Source organism: Chromobacterium sp. INPA-IVC (genome assembly GCF_059047085.1).
The window spans coordinates 172,117-190,101 of sequence record NZ_JBTNLS010000002.1 but is presented as its reverse complement, the minus strand read 5'-3'; the positions used below and the strand labels follow the sequence as shown (position 1 = coordinate 190,101).

14 protein-coding genes are annotated in these 17,985 nt (G+C 63.2%); 8 read left to right on the top strand and 6 right to left on the bottom strand.

Features of this window, described 5'->3' with window-relative positions:
• Nucleotides 1-24: 24 nt before the first annotated feature.
• Nucleotides 25-798, top strand: a complete 774-nt coding sequence (locus tag ACX17K_RS03660; RefSeq protein ID WP_493773740.1) for an AraC family transcriptional regulator — start codon at nucleotides 25-27, stop codon at nucleotides 796-798.
• Between the two features lie 49 nt (nucleotides 799-847).
• On the opposite strand, the gene ACX17K_RS03655 is transcribed toward ACX17K_RS03660, so the two are convergent.
• Both ACX17K_RS03655 and ACX17K_RS03650 read right to left on the bottom strand, forming a co-directional pair.
• The gene (locus ACX17K_RS03655; protein ID WP_493773739.1) at nucleotides 848-2,446 is read right to left on the bottom strand and encodes a peptide ABC transporter substrate-binding protein; all 1,599 of its coding nucleotides are present in this window, start codon (nucleotides 2,444-2,446) and stop codon (nucleotides 848-850) included.
• 329 nt (nucleotides 2,447-2,775) lie between these two features.
• The gene (locus ACX17K_RS03650; RefSeq protein WP_493773738.1) at nucleotides 2,776-3,996 is read right to left on the bottom strand and encodes an MFS transporter; all 1,221 of its coding nucleotides are present in this window, start codon (nucleotides 3,994-3,996) and stop codon (nucleotides 2,776-2,778) included.
• A gap of 181 nt (nucleotides 3,997-4,177) precedes the next feature.
• Between ACX17K_RS03650 and hemA the strand changes: the two genes are divergently transcribed.
• From hemA to ACX17K_RS03625, 5 genes are read left to right on the top strand one after another with little or no spacing between them, the layout of a single operon-like run.
• Nucleotides 4,178-5,389 carry a 5-aminolevulinate synthase gene (gene hemA / locus ACX17K_RS03645; RefSeq protein WP_493773737.1) on the top strand — a complete coding sequence of 404 codons (1,212 nt, stop codon included), beginning with the start codon at nucleotides 4,178-4,180 and terminating at the stop codon, nucleotides 5,387-5,389.
• Between the two features lie 22 nt (nucleotides 5,390-5,411).
• Nucleotides 5,412-6,254 (top strand): TauD/TfdA dioxygenase family protein, encoded by an 843-nt coding sequence (locus ACX17K_RS03640; RefSeq protein WP_493773736.1) that lies wholly within the window; start codon nucleotides 5,412-5,414, stop codon nucleotides 6,252-6,254.
• Entirely contained in the window at nucleotides 6,254-7,213 is a 960-nt protein-coding gene (locus tag ACX17K_RS03635) for a 3-oxoacyl-ACP synthase III family protein (RefSeq protein WP_493773735.1), read from the top strand. Before ACX17K_RS03640 ends, ACX17K_RS03635 begins: the two co-directional genes overlap by 1 nt.
• Nucleotides 7,210-8,388 (top strand): ATP-grasp domain-containing protein, encoded by a 1,179-nt coding sequence (locus tag ACX17K_RS03630; RefSeq protein WP_493773734.1) that lies wholly within the window; start codon nucleotides 7,210-7,212, stop codon nucleotides 8,386-8,388. Before ACX17K_RS03635 ends, ACX17K_RS03630 begins: the two co-directional genes overlap by 4 nt.
• Nucleotides 8,385-10,289 carry a phenylacetate--CoA ligase family protein gene (locus ACX17K_RS03625; protein ID WP_493773733.1) on the top strand — a complete coding sequence of 635 codons (1,905 nt, stop codon included), beginning with the start codon at nucleotides 8,385-8,387 and terminating at the stop codon, nucleotides 10,287-10,289. Before ACX17K_RS03630 ends, ACX17K_RS03625 begins: the two co-directional genes overlap by 4 nt.
• Nucleotides 10,290-10,351: 62 nt before the next feature.
• On the opposite strand, the gene ACX17K_RS03620 is transcribed toward ACX17K_RS03625, so the two are convergent.
• Both ACX17K_RS03620 and wrbA read right to left on the bottom strand, forming a co-directional pair.
• Nucleotides 10,352-11,344 (bottom strand): NADP-dependent oxidoreductase, encoded by a 993-nt coding sequence (locus ACX17K_RS03620; RefSeq protein WP_493773732.1) that lies wholly within the window; start codon nucleotides 11,342-11,344, stop codon nucleotides 10,352-10,354.
• Between the two features lie 409 nt (nucleotides 11,345-11,753).
• Nucleotides 11,754-12,350 carry an NAD(P)H:quinone oxidoreductase gene (gene wrbA / locus ACX17K_RS03615; RefSeq protein WP_493773731.1) on the bottom strand — a complete coding sequence of 199 codons (597 nt, stop codon included), beginning with the start codon at nucleotides 12,348-12,350 and terminating at the stop codon, nucleotides 11,754-11,756.
• A gap of 91 nt (nucleotides 12,351-12,441) precedes the next feature.
• Between wrbA and ACX17K_RS03610 the strand changes: the two genes are divergently transcribed.
• Nucleotides 12,442-13,650 (top strand): YihY family inner membrane protein, encoded by a 1,209-nt coding sequence (locus tag ACX17K_RS03610; RefSeq protein WP_493773730.1) that lies wholly within the window; start codon nucleotides 12,442-12,444, stop codon nucleotides 13,648-13,650.
• Here ACX17K_RS03610 and ACX17K_RS03605 read toward each other — a convergent pair.
• Nucleotides 13,602-14,405: a DUF3025 domain-containing protein gene (locus ACX17K_RS03605; RefSeq protein ID WP_493773729.1), complete on the bottom strand. Its 804-nt coding sequence runs from the start codon at nucleotides 14,403-14,405 to the stop codon at nucleotides 13,602-13,604. The two genes, ACX17K_RS03610 and ACX17K_RS03605, sit on opposite strands and share 49 nt — an antisense overlap.
• Nucleotides 14,406-14,439: 34 nt before the next feature.
• Nucleotides 14,440-16,368 carry a sensor domain-containing diguanylate cyclase gene (locus ACX17K_RS03600; RefSeq protein ID WP_493773728.1) on the bottom strand — a complete coding sequence of 643 codons (1,929 nt, stop codon included), beginning with the start codon at nucleotides 16,366-16,368 and terminating at the stop codon, nucleotides 14,440-14,442.
• A 196-nt stretch (nucleotides 16,369-16,564) separates the two neighbouring features.
• Between ACX17K_RS03600 and cysG the strand changes: the two genes are divergently transcribed.
• Entirely contained in the window at nucleotides 16,565-17,977 is a 1,413-nt protein-coding gene (gene cysG / locus ACX17K_RS03595; protein WP_493773727.1) for a siroheme synthase CysG, read from the top strand.
• Nucleotides 17,978-17,985 lie beyond the last annotated feature (8 nt).

Genomic DNA, 17,985 nt, shown 5'->3' with positions numbered 1-17,985 from the left:
AACCATCTTATCGAAAGAGGCAGAGTGGACAGCCTGGAGCCCCGAGACGAGTTCGACCTGGGAGAGGAGCCGGTGGTGGGCAAGCCGCGCGACTACCCGGCCGGCAAGGAAACCGAACGCCACCGCCATCCCACCGCCCAATTGTTGTACGCGGTGGAGGGCCTGATGCTGGTCGGCACCGAGCGCGGCCAGTGGGTGGTGCCGCCGACGCGCGCCATCTGGCTGCCGATCGGCACTTGGCACCAGGTGAGCATGGTCAGCCCGGTGCGGATGCGCAGCATCTACGTGCGCGGCGACCGGCTGGAGGGCCTGCCTGCCGATTGCTGCGTGTTGGAGGTGTCGCCGCTGCTACGCGAGCTGATCGTGGCCGCGGTGGCGGTGGGGCGCGTTTGCCAGTCCGGGTCGCGCGACGAGAAGGTGATGGATCTGCTGCTGGCGGAAATCGGCCGAGCGCCGGTGCTGCCGCTGTCGCTGCCGCAACCGGCATCCGCCGCGCTGCGCCAGCTGTGCGACGTGTGGCTCGTGCATCCGGACGACGCGCGCGGCGCGGCCGAGTGGGCGCGCGAGCTGGCGCTGGACCCGCGCACGCTGCAGCGCCGCTTCCGCCGCGAAACCGGCCTCAGCTTCGGCCAGTGGCGGCGCCAGGCGCGGCTGATGCTGGCGCTGCAGCGGCTGGCTTGCGGCGACAGCGTATTGAAGGTGGCGCTGGACCTGGGCTACGCCAGCCCCAGCGCCTTCGCCACCATGTTCAAGCGCGAGCTGGGCGCGCCGCCGAGCAGCTTCTTCGCGCTTTCGTAAATCGCGCTTTGGTTCTGGCGACGTAAGAACGATAGCGGCTTGGATGTCGTCAATGGAGGGTTATATAGATGTCCTTGCTGCGATATCGTCCCAGCGGATTCTGGCCGTAGCCGCCCACATAAGGTTTTACCAGGCGGGAGTCGGAATACTGCAGCAAGGGGATAATGGAGTAGTCCTGCATGATCAGGCGATTGGATTCTGATAACAGGGTGTTTCTCTGTTCTGAGTCTGACGAGAGGTTGGCGCGCTCGATCAAGGCTTCGGCGGCTTGGTTGCAACTGCCGGACACATTCTCGGCGTCGCCGCAGCGCACGATGCTGAGCATGGAGATCGCATCGTTATAATCCGCCGTCCAGCCATTGCGGGCGATCTGGAATTGTCCTTGATGCCGCTTCTGCATCAGGGTGGGGTAGTCGGTGGATTCCAGCGTGGCATCCAGATCCAGCTTGGTTCGCCATTCACTGGCGAGATACTCGCTTAAGGTTTTCTGGTATTCGCTGGTGTTGTAAATCATCCGCAATGGGGTATGCGGCGCCACGCCCGCATCTCGCAGCAACTGTTTGGCGGTCGCCACTCTTTGGGCCATAGGCCATGATTGCCAGTCGTAGCGCGACGGCGTCGCGCCTCTCAGCCCCTGCAGGATCACGCTGTAAGCAGGGGACTGGCCATCGGCGGTGATGGATTGCGCCAGCTTGTCGCGGTCCACCACCATGGACAAAGCCTGCCGCACTCGCGCATCGCGGAGTAGCGGGTCCCGTAGATTGAGGCTGAAATAGCGCAAGCTCAGCAGCGGGCTATTCTTGACTTCATCGGGATGGGATAGTCGCAGCTTGTTGAAGTCGCCTGGCGGCAGCTGGAATACGAAATCGGTTTTGCCTGCGAAATAGAGCGCGACATCTTGGTTCAAATCCTCCACCGGAAGATAGTTCACCCGTTGCAATACGACCGATGCGGCATCCCAGTATTGCCGATTCTTTTCCAGAACGATGCTTTGTCCTGGCGTCCATGCGCTTAGCCGGAAGGCTCCGCTGGAAACCAGTTTGCCTGGGTTGAGCCAGTCTTTGCCCCATTGTTGGATCGTATGCCGGGGTACCGGTCCCCACTGCGCATTGGCCAGCAACTCGGGAAAGATCGCCACGGGGTAGGCCGTAACCCACTCAACGGTATTGTCATCCAGTGCCCGCACGCCGAGGGCATCCAGCGGCATTTTTCCATCCGCTACCGCCTGGCCGTTCTTCAGCACGCTGCCAAAGCCGCTGGCGTAAGGCGAGTGCAAGGCCGGATCCAGCAATCGTCGGGCACTGTAGACACAGTCGGAGGCATGGATGGGGACGCCGTCGCTCCAGCGCGCATCCGGGCGCAGATGGAAGATCCACGTATTCGAGCCTTTCCTCTCCCATGACGTCGCCAAGCCGGCTTGAAGATGGCCGGCATTGTCTATCGAGGTCAAACCTTCGAATAGGTCGTGGGTGATCATATTGTCAGGCAGGGCTTCCGCCAGTTGCGGATCGAGCGTCGCGGGTTCCGATCCGTTGCTGCGGGTTAGTTCCTGGCGCTCCGCCAAGCTGACGCCGGCAGGAATGACGGCGGCTGGCGCGGGCATGGCGATGAGCGCAATGAGAAACAACAGGGACGGCGAGGCCTTCATGAAGGGGCTCCTGTCAGGGACGGGTTGAGGGGAAAGTTTCGCGCTTTTCCCAGGTTTCGAATGGAAGCCACGCGGCCAGGAAATAAAGCTGAAGAGTGCGGGCGAGCAAGTTTTGGTTTTATTGGTTGCGTACTATTGCGATATGAACCGTTATGGAATTGAGTTTTGATTTCAAAATCTGATTCCTGATTCTTGCCATATGCATGTGTTTAAAGAGTGCGGCCTTCCTGGCCGGGGGGTATATCCCCATTTCGATATTTGGCTGGGGGAGATAAGCACCCCCCGCCAAGGACGCCGATTGGCGGGGTTTTGTTGATGGCTATGTGGTTTCAGGCGCGGATAGGCTGAAATCGGTAGGCAACCCATAGCGATAGAATGAAAAAGCACATCATGATGAGCGCGCACCCTTGCAAGGCGAAGGTGAAGGACACGTGCGACATATTGCTGACCACGGGCATGGAGACGGCGGTTCCCACCCCGATCGAAAGCAAGCGTAACGAGGCCATTTTCCCTTTGTCGCTTTCCGAGGCTTGCCGTTGCAGGGCGGTTAAAAGCCAGGTGATGCTGTTCAGGCTGGCGAAACCAACGATGAAGAAAGCGGCGAAGTGCCACTGCGGAGTCGTTGCGAACGATAGCAGCAAAGTCGAGCCGGCTTGCAGAAATAGCCAGACCGGCAGCATTTTTTGCGTCAAGGTGTGCCGAGTGAAGAATGAGGCCGCGATCATGCCGATCGCCATGGTTCCTTCCATGGCGGAAATAGGCCAGCTCGCGCCGGCGTAATATTTCGCCACCAAGGGCACGACCAATACGTTGAGGCTGTAGGACAAAATGAAGTCTGCAGAGCAAAGCGCCAGCATGATCAGCACGGTCGTCTGTTTCGCTGCTTGCTTAAGCAGGCGCAGCCAGCCATGCAGCACTTGCTGCAACAGCGCGCCAGGCCGCCAGCTGGGTTGCGTTGCGTTGTGCCGCGTAACTGCCGAGGCCGACGGTTGCCGGGCCATGATCCACGCGGAAATCAACGAGCCCAGGACATCGAAAATCAGCGCGTAAATAGGGCTGGAGCGATACAGGATGATCCCGAGCAATGCCATGCCGCTCAAGACGCCAATTTGAAACATTACCCCGATCTTGGCGTTTAACTCCCCCTGCAATTCATCTGGAATATTCAGCGCCGTGAATTTGAATAAGGCGCTGCGATGGACGTTGTCTATCAATGCGAGAAAGATCGCGGCCATGGTAATCAGCAGGACCATGCCATCTATTCTGGAGGCGGCCAGCAGGATGATGATGGCCATGGTAACGGCGCGGGACAGGTCGCACGCCAGATAAACCTTTTTAGCATCCAGATGATCGACCAGCGGACCGGCAAAGGGCAAAACGCAGATGGCTCCCAAGCCCTGGAAGCTCAAAATCGTTGCCATGGCGGTAATGCTGCCAGTTAGTTCGAATAGCAACTGTCCCATTGCGAGGATATGCACGCCAACGCCAATGCTGGAGCACAGAATCGCGAATAAAAGGCTCTTTGCTGAACGGTTTTTGAATATTGACATAATTTATATATTTGATGCCATTTGCATTGCGCGGAGTGTATCCATGCAAAGAAGGTCCGTCAAGATAATTATCTAATACGAATTTTATATTTGACTGTACTTGCATTTGTCATTATCGTGGCGCCGTCAATCAGGAAACGCATGATCGGCAATCCAAAAATCCATATGACGGGAGTCTGTGATGAGCACTGACAACGCTACGATTGAGCTGAACTTGGACCGGGAACTGCGCGTCCTTTTTGAAAATCGACTGACGCAGCTTAAGTCGGAAGGCCTGTACCGCAGTTTCATGCCCTGCGAGCATGATGCGAGCCATCCTGGCACTACGCGCTATCAGCAACGTCAGGTTGAGGTTTGGTGCAGCAATGACTATCTCGGGCTGAGCCAGGATCCGCAAGTGATAGAGCGCTTGCGCGAATCCGCGGCCTTGCACGGCTCGGGCACTGGCGGCTCCCGCAATATAGCCGGCACCAGCATTTCCCATGTCGAGCTGGAGCGTCAGCTGGCGCAATGGCACGGCAAGGAGCAGGCATTGGTTTTCAATGGCGGCTATACCGCCAATTTCGAGTTCTTGAGCACCTTGATCGCCGCCGCGCCTGATCTGGCGATATTTTCCGACAGCTTGAATCACCGCTCGCTGATCGAGGGCATACGCCGTCATCCGTGCCAGAAATTCATTTTCCCGCATAACGACGTGGAGGCGCTGGAAAAGCAGTTGGCCAGCGTGCCGCTATCGCAACCCAAGCTGATCGTTTTCGAGTCGATCTATTCGATGGACGGCGATGTCGCGCCAATCCAGGCCATCCTGGATTTGGCGGATCGTTATCAAGCCTGGACCTTCCTGGACGAAACCCATGCCATCGGCCTGTATGGCGCAAGCGGCGCCGGTCTTTGCGAGGAGATAGAGGAAACCAGGGCCACATTCATTCAAGGCGTATTCGGCAAGGCCATGGGCACCCTGGGCGGCTATATCGCCGGTCCGGCCTCGGTGGTGGATTTTGTCCGCTCCAGCGCGCCTGGTTTCATCTTCACCACCGCTCTGCCGCAAGCCTTGTTGGATGCCACGCTATGCAGCTTCGAGAGAGTGCGCGCGGACCGGCAGCTGGTGCAGGACTTGCACAACAACGTCATTTACTTCCGCGCGCAGCTGGATGCGGCGGGAGTTCCCTATCTGCCGGCTCAAAGCCACCTGGTGCTGGTGCCGGTGGCGGGGGCGGAGCGCATCAAAGCAGTCGCTCGGCGCTTGCTTGAAGAGTTTGATATCTATGTGCAGCCGATCAACTACCCTTCCGTGCCGCGAGGCGGGGAACGCTTCCGTCTGACCGTTGGGCCTCGCCGCAGTCATGAAGAGATTCAGCGTTTTGTTGCAGCCCTGAAACATTGCCTGGCCTGATGGCTTCCGGAGACACGACACCATGCGATTCACCCCGCTTTCCCCGACTATCGGCGCTGAACTGACCGGCGCGACCTTCAACGATATTTTGTCCGATGCTTTGTTTCCCGAAGCGGAGCAGGCGCTGCAGCAGCATCAATTGCTGGTGATCCGCGGCTTGCAGCTGACGCCGGCGCAGCAGCTGGCCCTGGCGCGGAAGTTCGGCCATCCGGTGCCGTTCGTGATGAGCCGTTATCACCACCCGGATCATCCCGAGTTGATGATCTCGTCTAACGAAGTGCAAGACGGCAAGCCGCTGGGCGTGGCGCGTGTTGGCAATTTCTGGCATCAGGATTCCACTTTTACGCAGAACCCCGCGGCTTACACCATGTTGTACGGCATCAATATCCCGCCGCGCAGCGGCGACACGCTGTTTGCCAGCGCCATTGATGTGTATCGCCGCATTCCCGAGGAGTGGAAGCAGCGCATCGCGGGCTTGCAAGCGCGCCATACCGTCAGCAAGCGTTTCCGCATCCGCGCAGAGCATGTCGGCTTGTCGGTTGCGGAGCTGCAGGAGGTGATCGCCCAAGAGCATCCCAATGTGCTGCATCCTTTGGTGCAGATCGATCAGGACTCCGGCGACCCCTATCTCTATGCGTCCAAGGAATATGTGGATGCGGTTGTGGGGCTGGATCGGCCCAGCAGCGATGAGTTTCTCGATCTGATCGATCAACTGACGCAGGACCCTGAGCATGTTTACGTCCATCGCTGGCAGCCGGGCGACCTGCTGATCTGGAAGACCCGCGTTGCGCTGCATGCCGCCACGGCCATTGAGCCGGGGTTCAGCCGCACGGTTCACCGGGCCAGCATCAAGGCGCGCGCCTGATGCCGGGCATCGTTACGCCGGCCATACGCTATCCGCAGGGCCGAGTCGATGCCAGGCAGTTGCATCTGTCCAGCGGAGCGCCGCTGGACGAGGTGCTGAACATCACCCGCTGCGATGGATTTCCGGCCTTGGACGCCGCAGAGCAAAGCTGGCAGCTGGCCGCCGAGGCGGCTAGCGACCTGCTGCGCAGAGAGGGCGTCGCGCCTGACCAGATCAGCCATGTCATTTATGCCGGCACCGGCTGTTGGGACCAGCCGTTTTGGTCTCCGGCGGCGAAAATCGCCCAGGCCATCGGCATTCATGGTGCCCATTGTTTCGAGGTCACCAATTTTTGCAATGCCGCCTGGACGGCGATCAGCCTGGCCTGCGACAAGCTGGAGGCCGGCCGCGCCGATCTGGTGCTGGTGGTCACCGCCGATCAGCTCAGCCGTCTAGTGGACCGCGACAGCGCCGATTCGCTGTCGCTGTTCAATTTTGGCGATGCGGCGGCGGCGGTATTGGTGAAGAAGAGTGAGGGGCGATATCGCCTGTTGCATAGCGCCATGCGAACCGATCCGGAGTGGGTGGATTACTATGCCGGCGCCTGGCGGGACGGCAAGGTCCGGATCGAGCGGCAGCCGCATCGCCGCGGCCTGGCCCAGGCCTACCTGGATAATTTCGCCGCGCTGGTCCAGCGCACGCTGGCGGCGCTGGGGAAGTCCATGTCCGATGTGCGCTATCTGCTTATCAACCATGGCGACGAAGACATGCATCGCAGCTTGCTGGACCGGCTGGGCCTGGGCGAGGAGCGCACCGTCTTCAACTATCACCGGCTGGGCCATATGGGGAGCGCGGATACCTTGATCGCGCTGGAGCAACTCGAGCGCGGCCAGCGGCTGCAGGCCGGCGATCTGATCTTGCTGGCCAGCAGCGCGATGGGTTTCAGCTGGGGCATTAGCGCAGTGGAGTACCAAGCATGAAAATCCTGATCATCCACCAAGTGCCCTATCCCAAAATGCAGTACCACTTGGGTTTGGATCATGAGCGGCATGACATCACGTATATCGGCTATCCGGCGCGGATGGCGGATCTGCCCGCCTCATTGCGGGCGCAGCGCCTGTTGCTGGATGAGGGCGAGGATTTAGCCGAAGGCGTCATTCGGCGGACCTCGCCGCAGGATGGTTACCAGGCGGTGCTGTCTTTATCGGAATTCGGCATTCTGGAGGCGCACCGGGTGCGCCTGCATTTGGGCGTGCCGGGCGACGATCTGGCCATGCTGCAGCGAGTGCGCGACAAGGTGGCGATGAAGGCCGCGCTGCGCGGCTCTGGCATCGCCTTTCCGCGCTTCTTTCCCGCGCAGGATTTGGCCGCGCCGGACTGGCAAGGCAAGACGGTGCTCAAGCCGCGGCAAGGCGCCTCTAGCGACGGGGTGATGATTTTCCCTGAGCGGGATCAGGCTTGGACCGCCTTTGCCGAGCTGCAGGATGGCGACGACTGGCAGCTGGAGGAATACATAGAAGGCAGCATCCATCACGCGGATGGTTTGGTGCAAGCCGGCCAGCTGCTTGATCTGACCGTCAGCCGCTATCTCAACAAGCCTGTCGATTTTGCCAAAGGGCATCCGCTCGGCTCCTATCAGCTGCCGACGGATCCGCGCCATCTCGCTTTTGCCGCGGATGTGGTGCAAGCCCTGGGCATCCGCGACGGCTGTCTGCATCTGGAGTTTTTTGAAACCGCCGATCAGCGGCTGGTTTTCCTGGAGGTGGCGAACCGCATGGGCGGGGCGGGGGTGGTCGACGCGCATTGGCGGCATGGCGGCATTCATCTGCCCAGCCATGAAATCGCCATCCGCCTCGGGCTGCCCAGGCCGCAGCCGCAGCCCGGCAGCGGCCGTTTCCATGGCTGGCTGGTTTTCCCCGGCCATCACCTGGGAGAAGGCGAGGCGGACCTGCGCGTGCCGGAAGATTTGGCCAATGACCGCAGGGTGGATCGTTTGCACACCCTGCCAGCCGGCCAGGCGCTGAACCAGAACATCACTTACCACGAATGGCAGGTGCCGGTGTTTGTCGAGGCCTCGGCGGAAACTCCCCAGGCCCTGGCGGCTTTTCTCAGCGATTGCATGCAACGCATCCAAATAGACAGGAAACCGACATGATTCATTTCCCAAGCGATTTGCTGCTGGCGCTGGGCTCGCTCGACCGTCAGCGCCCGGATTGGGAAGGCTTGCTGGCCAGCCATCAATTGACCGAGCTCGCCCCGCTGCTGGATGCCGAGGCCTTCCAGGAGGCGCTGGACGCGTTGCTGGACGGCGTCGCCCAATATCCATTCCAGGCCCATCCGCATAGCAACGATGTGTCCGAATGGCTGCCGGCGGGAAGCGTATCGCTGGAGGATGGCGTGGCCGCCAGCACGCTGCGCGGCTTGATCTGGGCGTTGGCTTTCGGCAATGAGGTATACATCCGCAGCCAGCGGCCGGCCTTCTGGTTGGGATTGGCGGCATTGTTGAACGCGGGAGGCTGGCCGTTGCCGCGCATAGCTTCCGGGACGGCTGCCGCGCCGGCGCCGGCTTTAGCGGTGAGCGTGCCGGATCTGGCGCTGGAAGGCGAATCGCCGGCTGAGGGCTGGAGCGAGATCGCCGCGCCTGCCGGTGGCGAGGCGGAGCGGCAATTGGTGTTGGCCGGAGCGGCGCAGCCATCGCCTGCGGATTGCTTGTCCCGCGTCTGGCAACTGGATAGCCACGACGCGTGGCTGGGGCAGCTTTACCGTCGCCGCCACCGCCCTGGCGTGACCTTGGCGCGCGCGCGCGCCGAACAGGGGGAGGAGGGATCGCGCGCGAGGCTGGACGCGAAATTGCGCTATCTGGTGCAACAGGCCAAGCGCACGCCGCATTACCTGGCTTTGCCCGATATCCAGGGCGCGCAGTCCTTGCGCGAATTGCCCATTTTGGACAAGGCCGCGCTGGAGGCGCAGTCGCTGCCATTCAGCCGAAACCTGTGCAGCGGCGCCGCGCCCAGCGGCGAAGTGCTGCGCAGCGGCGCCACCTCCAGCCAGCCGCGTTACATCGTTTATTCGCAGACGGATTGGAACAATATGATTCGCGAAGCGATTCCCTTGTTCTATTCTTTGGGGCTGCGGCGCGGCGATAAACTGATCAATACGCTGTATGGCGGCGCCATGTACGGAGGGCTCACGACAACCATCTGCGAATTCTCCCGCATGCCGCTGGAAACCTACAGCACCGGCCAGGCGATTACGCTGGATACTCTGCTGATGTTGACCGACTGCTTCCAGGCCAATGCCATCATCGGCATTCCCGCGTTGATCCTGCCTCTGCTGCGCGAAGCCAAGGCGCAGCGCCCGCAATTGCGGCTGGAAAAAATCCTGTATGGCGGCACGCCGATGGCGGAGGTGGACAAGCAATGGCTGCGCGAGGAGTTGGGCGCGCAAATCATCACCAGCGTTCTGGCGGCCAACGACGGCGCGCAGATCGGCTACCAGTGCGGCCACCTGAAGGGCAGCCTTCATCACTTGTGCGACGATTACAATCTGCTGGAGATCGTCGATGACGACGGCCAGCCGCTGCCGGATGGCCAGCCGGGCCATATCCTGATCACCAGCCTGCAGAAACAGGAAGGTCCGCTGATCCGCTACCGCATCGGCGATTACGGCCGCATCGTCCACGAAGATTGCGCATGCGGCGCGTCGGGGCGGGTATTGGACTATATCGGCCGCAGCGATGGCCTGATCAAGATTCAGACCAATACGGTGCTGTACAGCGAACTGCTCGAGTCATTGCAGCCGTTTGGCGTTTCTCTATTGCAAGTGGAGATCGCCAGCGTCGCGCGCTGCGAATCGCTGATCTTGCGCACGGAGTCGCCGCAGCGCGCCGACGCGGACGCCATGCGCCTGCATCTGCTGGAGCGTTTCGAGACCTTGCGCGGCGATGCCGACATCAATGCTCAGCTGGAAGTGATTGTCGAGTCGTTGGGAGAGGGAGAGTTGCCGCGCAACAGCGTCAGCGGCAAGGTGAAGCCGGTAATCGATACCCGGGTTTGAGAAAACGCCATGAATAGAGCCGCGCCGCGCTCCGAGACCGGGGCGAAGCGCGGCGTTTTTCATCAAGCCAGTTTGATCAGCATTTTGCCTTGGTTGGATCCTGCCAACATGTCGACAAAGGCTTGGGCCATATTTTCCAGCCCTTCTCTGACAGTCTGCTGCGGCTGGAGCCGGCCCGATTGCAGATGCGGAACGATGAAGGCTTCCAGCTCGTCTTGCAGGTGGCGGTAGTTTCGTACCAGAAAGCCTTCCAGCCGCAGGCTTTTCCCCACGATATCGTAGAGATTGCGCGCCAGCTCGGGTGATTCCGAATGGTTGTATTGCCCAACCGCGCCTACCCAGGTGATCCGGCCATTCTCGCGGATATGTCGGATCGCCGCCTCTTGATGCTTGCCGCCGACATTGTCGATATAGATGTCAAAACCGTCCGGCGCGGCTTGGCCCAGGGCTTGGGATAGGTCTTGGCTGCGATAATCTATCGCCACGTCATAGCCCAGCGTTTCGGTCAGATAGCGAGCCTTGGCCGGGGAACCGGTGCTGCCTATCAGGCGGCCTGCATTCATTAGCCGGGCCAATTGAGCGACGGCGCTGCCGACGCCGCCGGCAGCCGCCGAGACGAAGATGTCTTCGCCAGCCTGCAGTTTGGCGATACGGGTAAGCGCCACATAGGCGGTGAGTCCGGTGCCTCCCATAATGCTCAGGAAGGCGCTGGGAGAAACACCGCGATATTCCTTCAATACCCGCAGCTCCTCCGCTGCCACGACCGCATGGCTGCGCCAGCCTTCGCGATGGAAGACCAGCTCGCCGACATTCAGGCCGCTGCTGCCGGCGTCGATGACGCGGCCTATGCTGCGGCCTTCCAGCGGGGCATGCAATGGCCATTCTTCTTCCAGATCCATGCACTCCCGCATATAGGGATCAACGGATAAGTACAGGTTTTCAATAAGCGCTTGTCCGGCCTGAAGCTTGGGAAGCGGAATTTCTTCGAGAGCGAATAGATCGGCGGTAGGGATGCCGGCGGGGCGGCGTATCAGATGGATTTCCAAGCTCTTCATGCGAGCAGCCTTGCGATTTTGATGGAATATCACATTATCATAAGAATGGTTCGGGATCGATCAAGTTTTATGCCTTTGCCATTGCTGAGCGCGCAGGCTTGGCAGGGGAAAGTCCAAGCACTTTCCCGCAGCAGCTTGAGTCCGCGTCATTGCACCAATCGCCGCCCATGGGCTGCGGCTGGCCGCGCTATGCCTGGCGCGCTTGCCGCGTTGATGAGCGTTGCCTCCGCCGCGCGCGACAACCAGGGCCGCTTGTCTTTGGCCGCTGGCGGATCGTCTCGTTGTCCGAGACATCGTTGACCCGTAGCCGCTTCAAGTTGCCTGCTTTCCAGCAGGCCGGGAATGGCGATGCCCGCACAGCGTCACTTGTCCCGGCGTCCGCCGCTTGAGGTTGCTCCCGCGCCCCAGATCATTTCTCGGCCAGTTTTACCGCCAATTCCGCCAATCGCTTCCCCTGCGCCAAGGCCAGCGCCTTCTCATGCTCGCTGATCGGCCGGTCGCTCTGCGGGCCGGCCAGATGGCTGACGCCGTAAGGCGTGCCGCCGGTCTGGGTGGCGAGCAGCGCGGCTTCGGAATAGGGCAGGCCGGCGATCACCATGCCGTGGTGCAGCAGCGGGATCATCATGGTCAGCAGCGTGGCTTCCTGGCCGCCGTGCAGCGAGGAGGTGCTGGTGAACACGCAGGCCGGCTTGCCGGACAGCGCGCCCTGCATCCATTCGCCGCTGGTGCCGTCCAGGAAGTACTTCATCGCCGACGCCATATTGCCGAAGCGGGTGGGGCTGCCCAGCGCCAGGCCGGCGCAATCGATCAAGTCCTGCCGCTCGACGTAAGGCGCGCCGCCGTCGGGGATGGCCGGCTCGACCGCCTCGCATACCGAGGAGACCTTGGGGACGGTGCGCAGCCGCGCCTGGCAGCCGGGCACGCCGTCCACGCCGCGGGCGATCAGCCGGGCCAGTTCGCGGGTGGCGCCGTGCTGGCTGTAATACAGCACCAGGATGTCTAGCATGCTTGACCTCGTGTGTCGGTTTTGATCGCCGCATGATAGGGCAAAGCGCCATTTCTTGCCTCATCGGCTCTTTGGCTTTACCTTTGCCGCCATGCAAGTCCAACGCCTAGAACCCTATTTCGGCTTCGCCCGCTTCCTCGCCCGCCGCATGAGCTGCCTGCGCGTGCTGCAGATCTCGGGCAGCCTGACTTTCACCACCCTGCTGGCGCTGGTGCCGCTGTTCACTATCGCGCTGACGGTGCTGTCGGCGTTTCCGGTGTTTTCCGACTACAGCGCGCGCTTCAAGATCATGCTGCTGTCGACGCTGGTGCCGGAGTTCGCCGGCAAGGTGATCACCGTCTACATGCGCCAGTTCGCCGACAACGCGGAAAAGCTCACCGCCGCCGGCATCGTGATGCTGGGCGTCACCGCGCTGATGCTGATGTCCACCATCGAGCGCACCTTCAACGCGATCTGGAGCGTGCGCCGCGGCCGGCCATGGCTGCAGCAGAGTATGGTGTACTGGACGGTGCTGACGCTGGGCCCGCTGGTGCTGGGTGGCAGCCTGTTGTCCTGGCGCTGGCTGTTCAAGGCCACCCGGCTGGAAAAGAACCTGCCGCTGCTGGCCAGCCTGCTGGAGGCCGGCGGCACCATCGTGCTGACCGCGCTGGTGCTGGCGCTGCTGTATAGGATCGTGCCCAACCGCTTCGTGCCGTTCCGCCACGCGGTGTGGGGGGCGCTGGTCACCGCGGTGTTGTTGGAGCTCACCAAGATGGGCTTCGGCTTCTACATCGGCCAGGTGGCCAGCTACCAGCTGGTGTATGGGGCCTTCGCCAGCGTCCCGATCTTCCTGTTGTGGGTGTATTGCCTGTGGCTGGTGGTGCTGGCCGGCGCGGTGTTCACCTCGGCGCTGTCCTACTGGGAAGGCGGCGCGTGGCGCCGCCGCAACGAGCCGCACCGCCGCTTCCAGGACGCGCTGGAATTGTTGCTGCTGCTGGACGCCGCCCACGAGCGCGGCGAGGCGATGACGCCGCGCCAGCTGCGGGAGCAGGTGAAGGTGGGCTACGACGAACTGGGCCTGGTGCTGGACCGGCTGGCGCTGCGCGGCTATGTGCAGAAGGGCCATGGCGACGCCTGGGTGCTGATGCGGCGCGCGTCGGCCATCAATCTGTCGGACCTGTTCCAGATCTTCGTCTACCGCCGCGACGCCAGCGGCGGCGACGCGCTGGACCAGACCCTGGCCGAACTTTTGGGGCCCTTGACCGACCAGCTTCAGGCGGTGACGGTGGCCGATTTGGCGCGGCGGGTCGGCCGGAAATAATCGGTATTGTCGTAGAAGGCCGGGTCTTCGTTGTCCGGCCACCAGCCCGGAATGCCCAGGAGCGGCAACGGGCATAGCGCGCGCGGGCTGGCGAGAAAGCCGTCGTCGTCCAGCCGCGCGGCCAGTTCGGCGTCCAGCCTGTCCGTTTGCTCTTCGCTAGGCAGCTCGAAAAAACCTGCCTCCACTTCCATGATCAGCGCTTTGCCGCACCAGCCCAGGTGCGGCGCCAACCCCGTCTCCATCAGCGCGTGTCCCAGCGTGTGGGCGGCGATGCGCCGCCCCCAGTCGTTCCGGCGTTCGATGAACAGCTCGCGCCAGCGCATATCGTCCAGCAATTGGCCCAGCCGCGGATCGGCGACGGCCACGATGACGCCGCATTCGTCGAACAGGGTGGCGGCGTCGCGCAGCGGGCCGCGCTTCGCCTCGCCGCGTGCGATCGCGCGGACGTGGCGGCGGTTCAGCGCCACCTTGGCGCGCGGCCAGGCCAGCCAGGCCAGCGCGTTGAACCAGTCGTGCCAGTTTCGCGCGCGGGTGGGGACTTCGCCGGTGGCGCCGATATGCGTCTCGTAATAGGCGTCCGGCTCCAGTTCGCAGACGAAGCGCAGGCCGGCTGGCAGCGGCGCGCCGGCGGCGCGGGCGCGGTCCCGCAGCGCATCGTAGCCGGCCTGGTCCGGCCAGTCTGCGAACGGAGGGACGAAGCGCCGCGCGGGGCGGTACAGCGGATGGGACAGGTAATCGGTATGCCAGCGGTTCACGGTAAAGCGGGGATGAGCGGTTGAAGCCGGCATTCTAGCCCGAATGGGCGAGCGCCGCGCCGCTGACGCGGTTGCGGCCGTCGCGTTTGGCTTGGTACAGCTGCTTGTCGGCGCGGCCCAGCACTTCATCGATGTTGGTTTCATCGGCGCGGCGCTCGGCGACGCCGATGCTGACGGTGTAGCCCAGCGTGCCGGTGACGGTGGCCAGCCTGGCGGAGGAGGCGAGGCCGCGCAGGCGCTCGGCCACTTGGCGCGCGTCGTCGAGGCCGGTGTCCGGCAGCACCGCGGCGAACTCCTCGCCGCCCAGGCGGCCGCACAGGTCGCTGGCGCGCAGCACTTCGCGGCAAACCTGGGAGAAATGGCGTATCACTTCGTCGCCGATGGCGTGGCCGTAGTGGTCGTTGATATCTTTGAAGCGGTCCAGATCCATCATCAGCACGCTCATCCGGCCGCCGTGGCGGCGGCTGCGCTCGATCTCGCGGTCGGCCAGCTCGATGAACTGGCGGCGATTGTTCAGTTCTGTCAAACCGTCCTGAGTGGCCAGCCGGTACAGCTGTTTTTCGTGGCCGTCGCGCTGCAGCGCGATGGCGATGATGCGGGTGATGCGCTGGGCCAGCGCCAATTCTTCCTGGGACGGGCTGCGCGGTTCGCGGTAGTAGGTGGCCAGCGTGCCCAGCAACTGGCGGTCGCTGGAGAAAATGGGCATGGACCAGCAGGCGCGCAGGCCGAACGGCTGCACCTTGTGCAGCGCGTGCGCCCACAGCGGGCTGTTCAGGATGTCGTCGACGACGATGGTGCGCTTCCAGTGCGCGGCGGTGCCGCAGGAGCCGACGCTGGGGCCGACCGCCACGCGCTCGGACAGCTTGCGGTAGGCCGGCGGCAGGCTCAGGCCGGCGGCGAAGCGCAGCGACTGGCCGTTTTCTTCCAGCAGCAGCACGGCGCACATCGCGCCGGGCTGCTGCGACTCCATCATCTGGCAGATCTGTTCAAGGGTTTGCGGCAGCGGATGGTTGCCGGCGATCATTTCCAGCACCTCGTTTTCCTCGGCCAGCAGCCGCTCGCCCTGGCGGGTGGCGGTGACGTCGCGATCCACCGATAGGATGGATTTTAGCATGCCGGCCTTGTCGAACTCGGGGAACAGGCGGATTTCGAAGATGTGGCGTTGCTGGCCGTGCTGCAGCTCCAGCTCGAAGCGGCGCGCCTCCCAGTTGTTGATCAGCAGCTGGCATTCCTGCTCGAAGCGGGCGCTGGCCTCGTCCGACCAGCCCTTCTGGCGCGGCGTCTTGCCCAGGTGCTCTTCCAGCGGCAGCTCGGAGAAGCGGCTGACGCTGCGGTTGATGAACAGGCAGCGCAGCTCCAGATCGTAGCGGGCGATGATGTCCTCGGCGTTCTCCACCAGGGTGCGGAATTGTTGCTCGCGCTGCAGCATCGCCGCTTCGTCGTGCTTGCGCGCGGTGATCACGCGGCAGATCGCCGTCAGCTGCTGCACCTTGCCGTTGCGCCAGGTGGGCTGCAGGTTCATCTCCAGCCATTCCCAGTGGCCGCTGTGATGGCGGATGCGCATTTCGTAGCCGGTTTCCGGCGTGCCGGGGGGATGCTGGAGCAGATTGGAGAACAGCTGGCGGTCTTCGGGGTGCAGCAGCATCAGCCAGCGCGCGCAATTCATGCCGCGGGTATGGGCGGGCAGCCCCAGCAGCCGTTGCAGGGTGTGGACGCTGCCGCGCACGTATTGCTGCGCCAGATCGAATTCCAGCAATCCCAGGCAGGCATCCTGCAGGGTGGCGCGCGCCTTGCGCCGCTGATTCCGGCCGTATAGCCACAGCGCGCCGCAGCACAGCGCGGCCAGCCAGCCGGTCTGGCCCAGCAGCAGCGCGCGCTGGTCGGCCGCCAGCGCGGACAGCAGCAGCGGCAGGCACAGCAGGGCGGAAATGGCCGATTGGCGGACAAAGGTACGGGGAATCAAACTGCGCTCCACGGCGACGGCGGCGAATCGAAACGGGAATTTTGACATCAGCGAACCGTAGGCCCTCGTATGAGTCGGCTTTGCCGCGGTTTAGCGTCGTATTTATGCAACAAATACAGTATGCTTGGACGATATTGGCGCGCCTGGCGCGCGGCGCGCGGACAAGGCGGCAATCGCCCCTGGCATGGAGTGTGGCATGGAGTTTTTCCCGATATTTCTCAAGCTGCGGCAGCAGCGCTGCCTGGTGGTGGGCGGCGGCGAAGTGGCCTTGCGCAAGGCGCGGCTGCTGTTGGCGGCCGGCGCGTTGCTGCGGGTGGTCGCGCCGGAGCTGGCGCCGGAGCTGGCTGACCTGGCCGAGAGCGGCGAGCTGGAGCATCTGCCCGGGCGCTACTCGCCCGCGCTGCTGGACGGCTTGCGGCTGGTGGTGGCCGCCACCGACGACGCCGAGGTCAACCATGCTGTGGCGGCCGACGCCGAGGCGCGCGGCATTCTGGTGAATGTGGTCGACGACGCCGAAGCGTCGCGCTATATCAGCCCGGCCATCATCGACCGCTCGCCGCTGATGGTGGCGGTGGCCAGCGGCGGCAGCGTGCCGGTGCTGGCGCGCTCCATCCGCGCGCGCCTGGAAAGCCTGATCCCGGCGGGTTACGGCCGGCTGGCGCGTTTCGGTTCCTCGTTCCGCGACGCGGTCAAGGCGCGCTTTCCCGACGTCGACGCCCGCCGCCGCTTCTGGGAAACGGTGCTGGAAGGACCGCTGGCCGACGCGGTGATGAATGGCGACGAGGCGGCGGCGCGGGTCGAAATGGAAGCGCGCATCGCCGCCGGCGGCGCGGATCGCGCCGGCGCGGTCTATCTGGTGGGCGCCGGCCCCGGCAACCCCGACCTGCTGACCTTCCGCGCGCTGCGGCTGATGCAGCAGGCCGACGTGGTGCTGTACGACAAGCTGGTGGCGCCGGAACTGCTGGAGCTGGTGCGGCGCGACGCCGAACGGATCTATGTCGGCAAGGCGCGCGCCAATCACGCGCTGCCGCAGGACGACATTAACCAGCTGCTGGTGGAATTGGCGCGGCAGGGCAAGCGGGTGCTCAGGCTCAAGGGCGGCGATCCGTTCACCTTCGGCCGCGGCGGCGAGGAGATCGCCACGCTGGCCGAGAGCGGCATCGCTTTCGAGGTGGTGCCCGGCATCACTTCCGCCAGCGGCGCCGCCGCCTATGCCGGCATCCCGCTGACCCACCGCGATTACGCGCAGTCGGTGACCTTCGTCACCGGCCACAAGCAGGACGGCACCATAGACCTGGACTGGCAGGCGCTGACCCGCCCGCAACAGACGGTGGTGGTGTACATGGGCGTGTCCACCGCGGCCGAGCTGTGCCAGGCCTTCGTCGACAACGGCCGCGCGGCGGCCACGCCGGCGGCGGCGGTGGAGTGGGCCACCACCGAGCGCCAGCGCACGGTGTGCGGCACTTTGGCCACGCTGCCCGGTCTGATGGCCTCGCACGGCATCGCGTCGCCGGCGCTGATCATCGTCGGAGAAGTGGTGGAATTGGCGGACAAGCTGGCCTGGTACCGCCGCAGCGAGAATTCAGCTGTTACAATTCAGGAAGATTGATTTCGCGG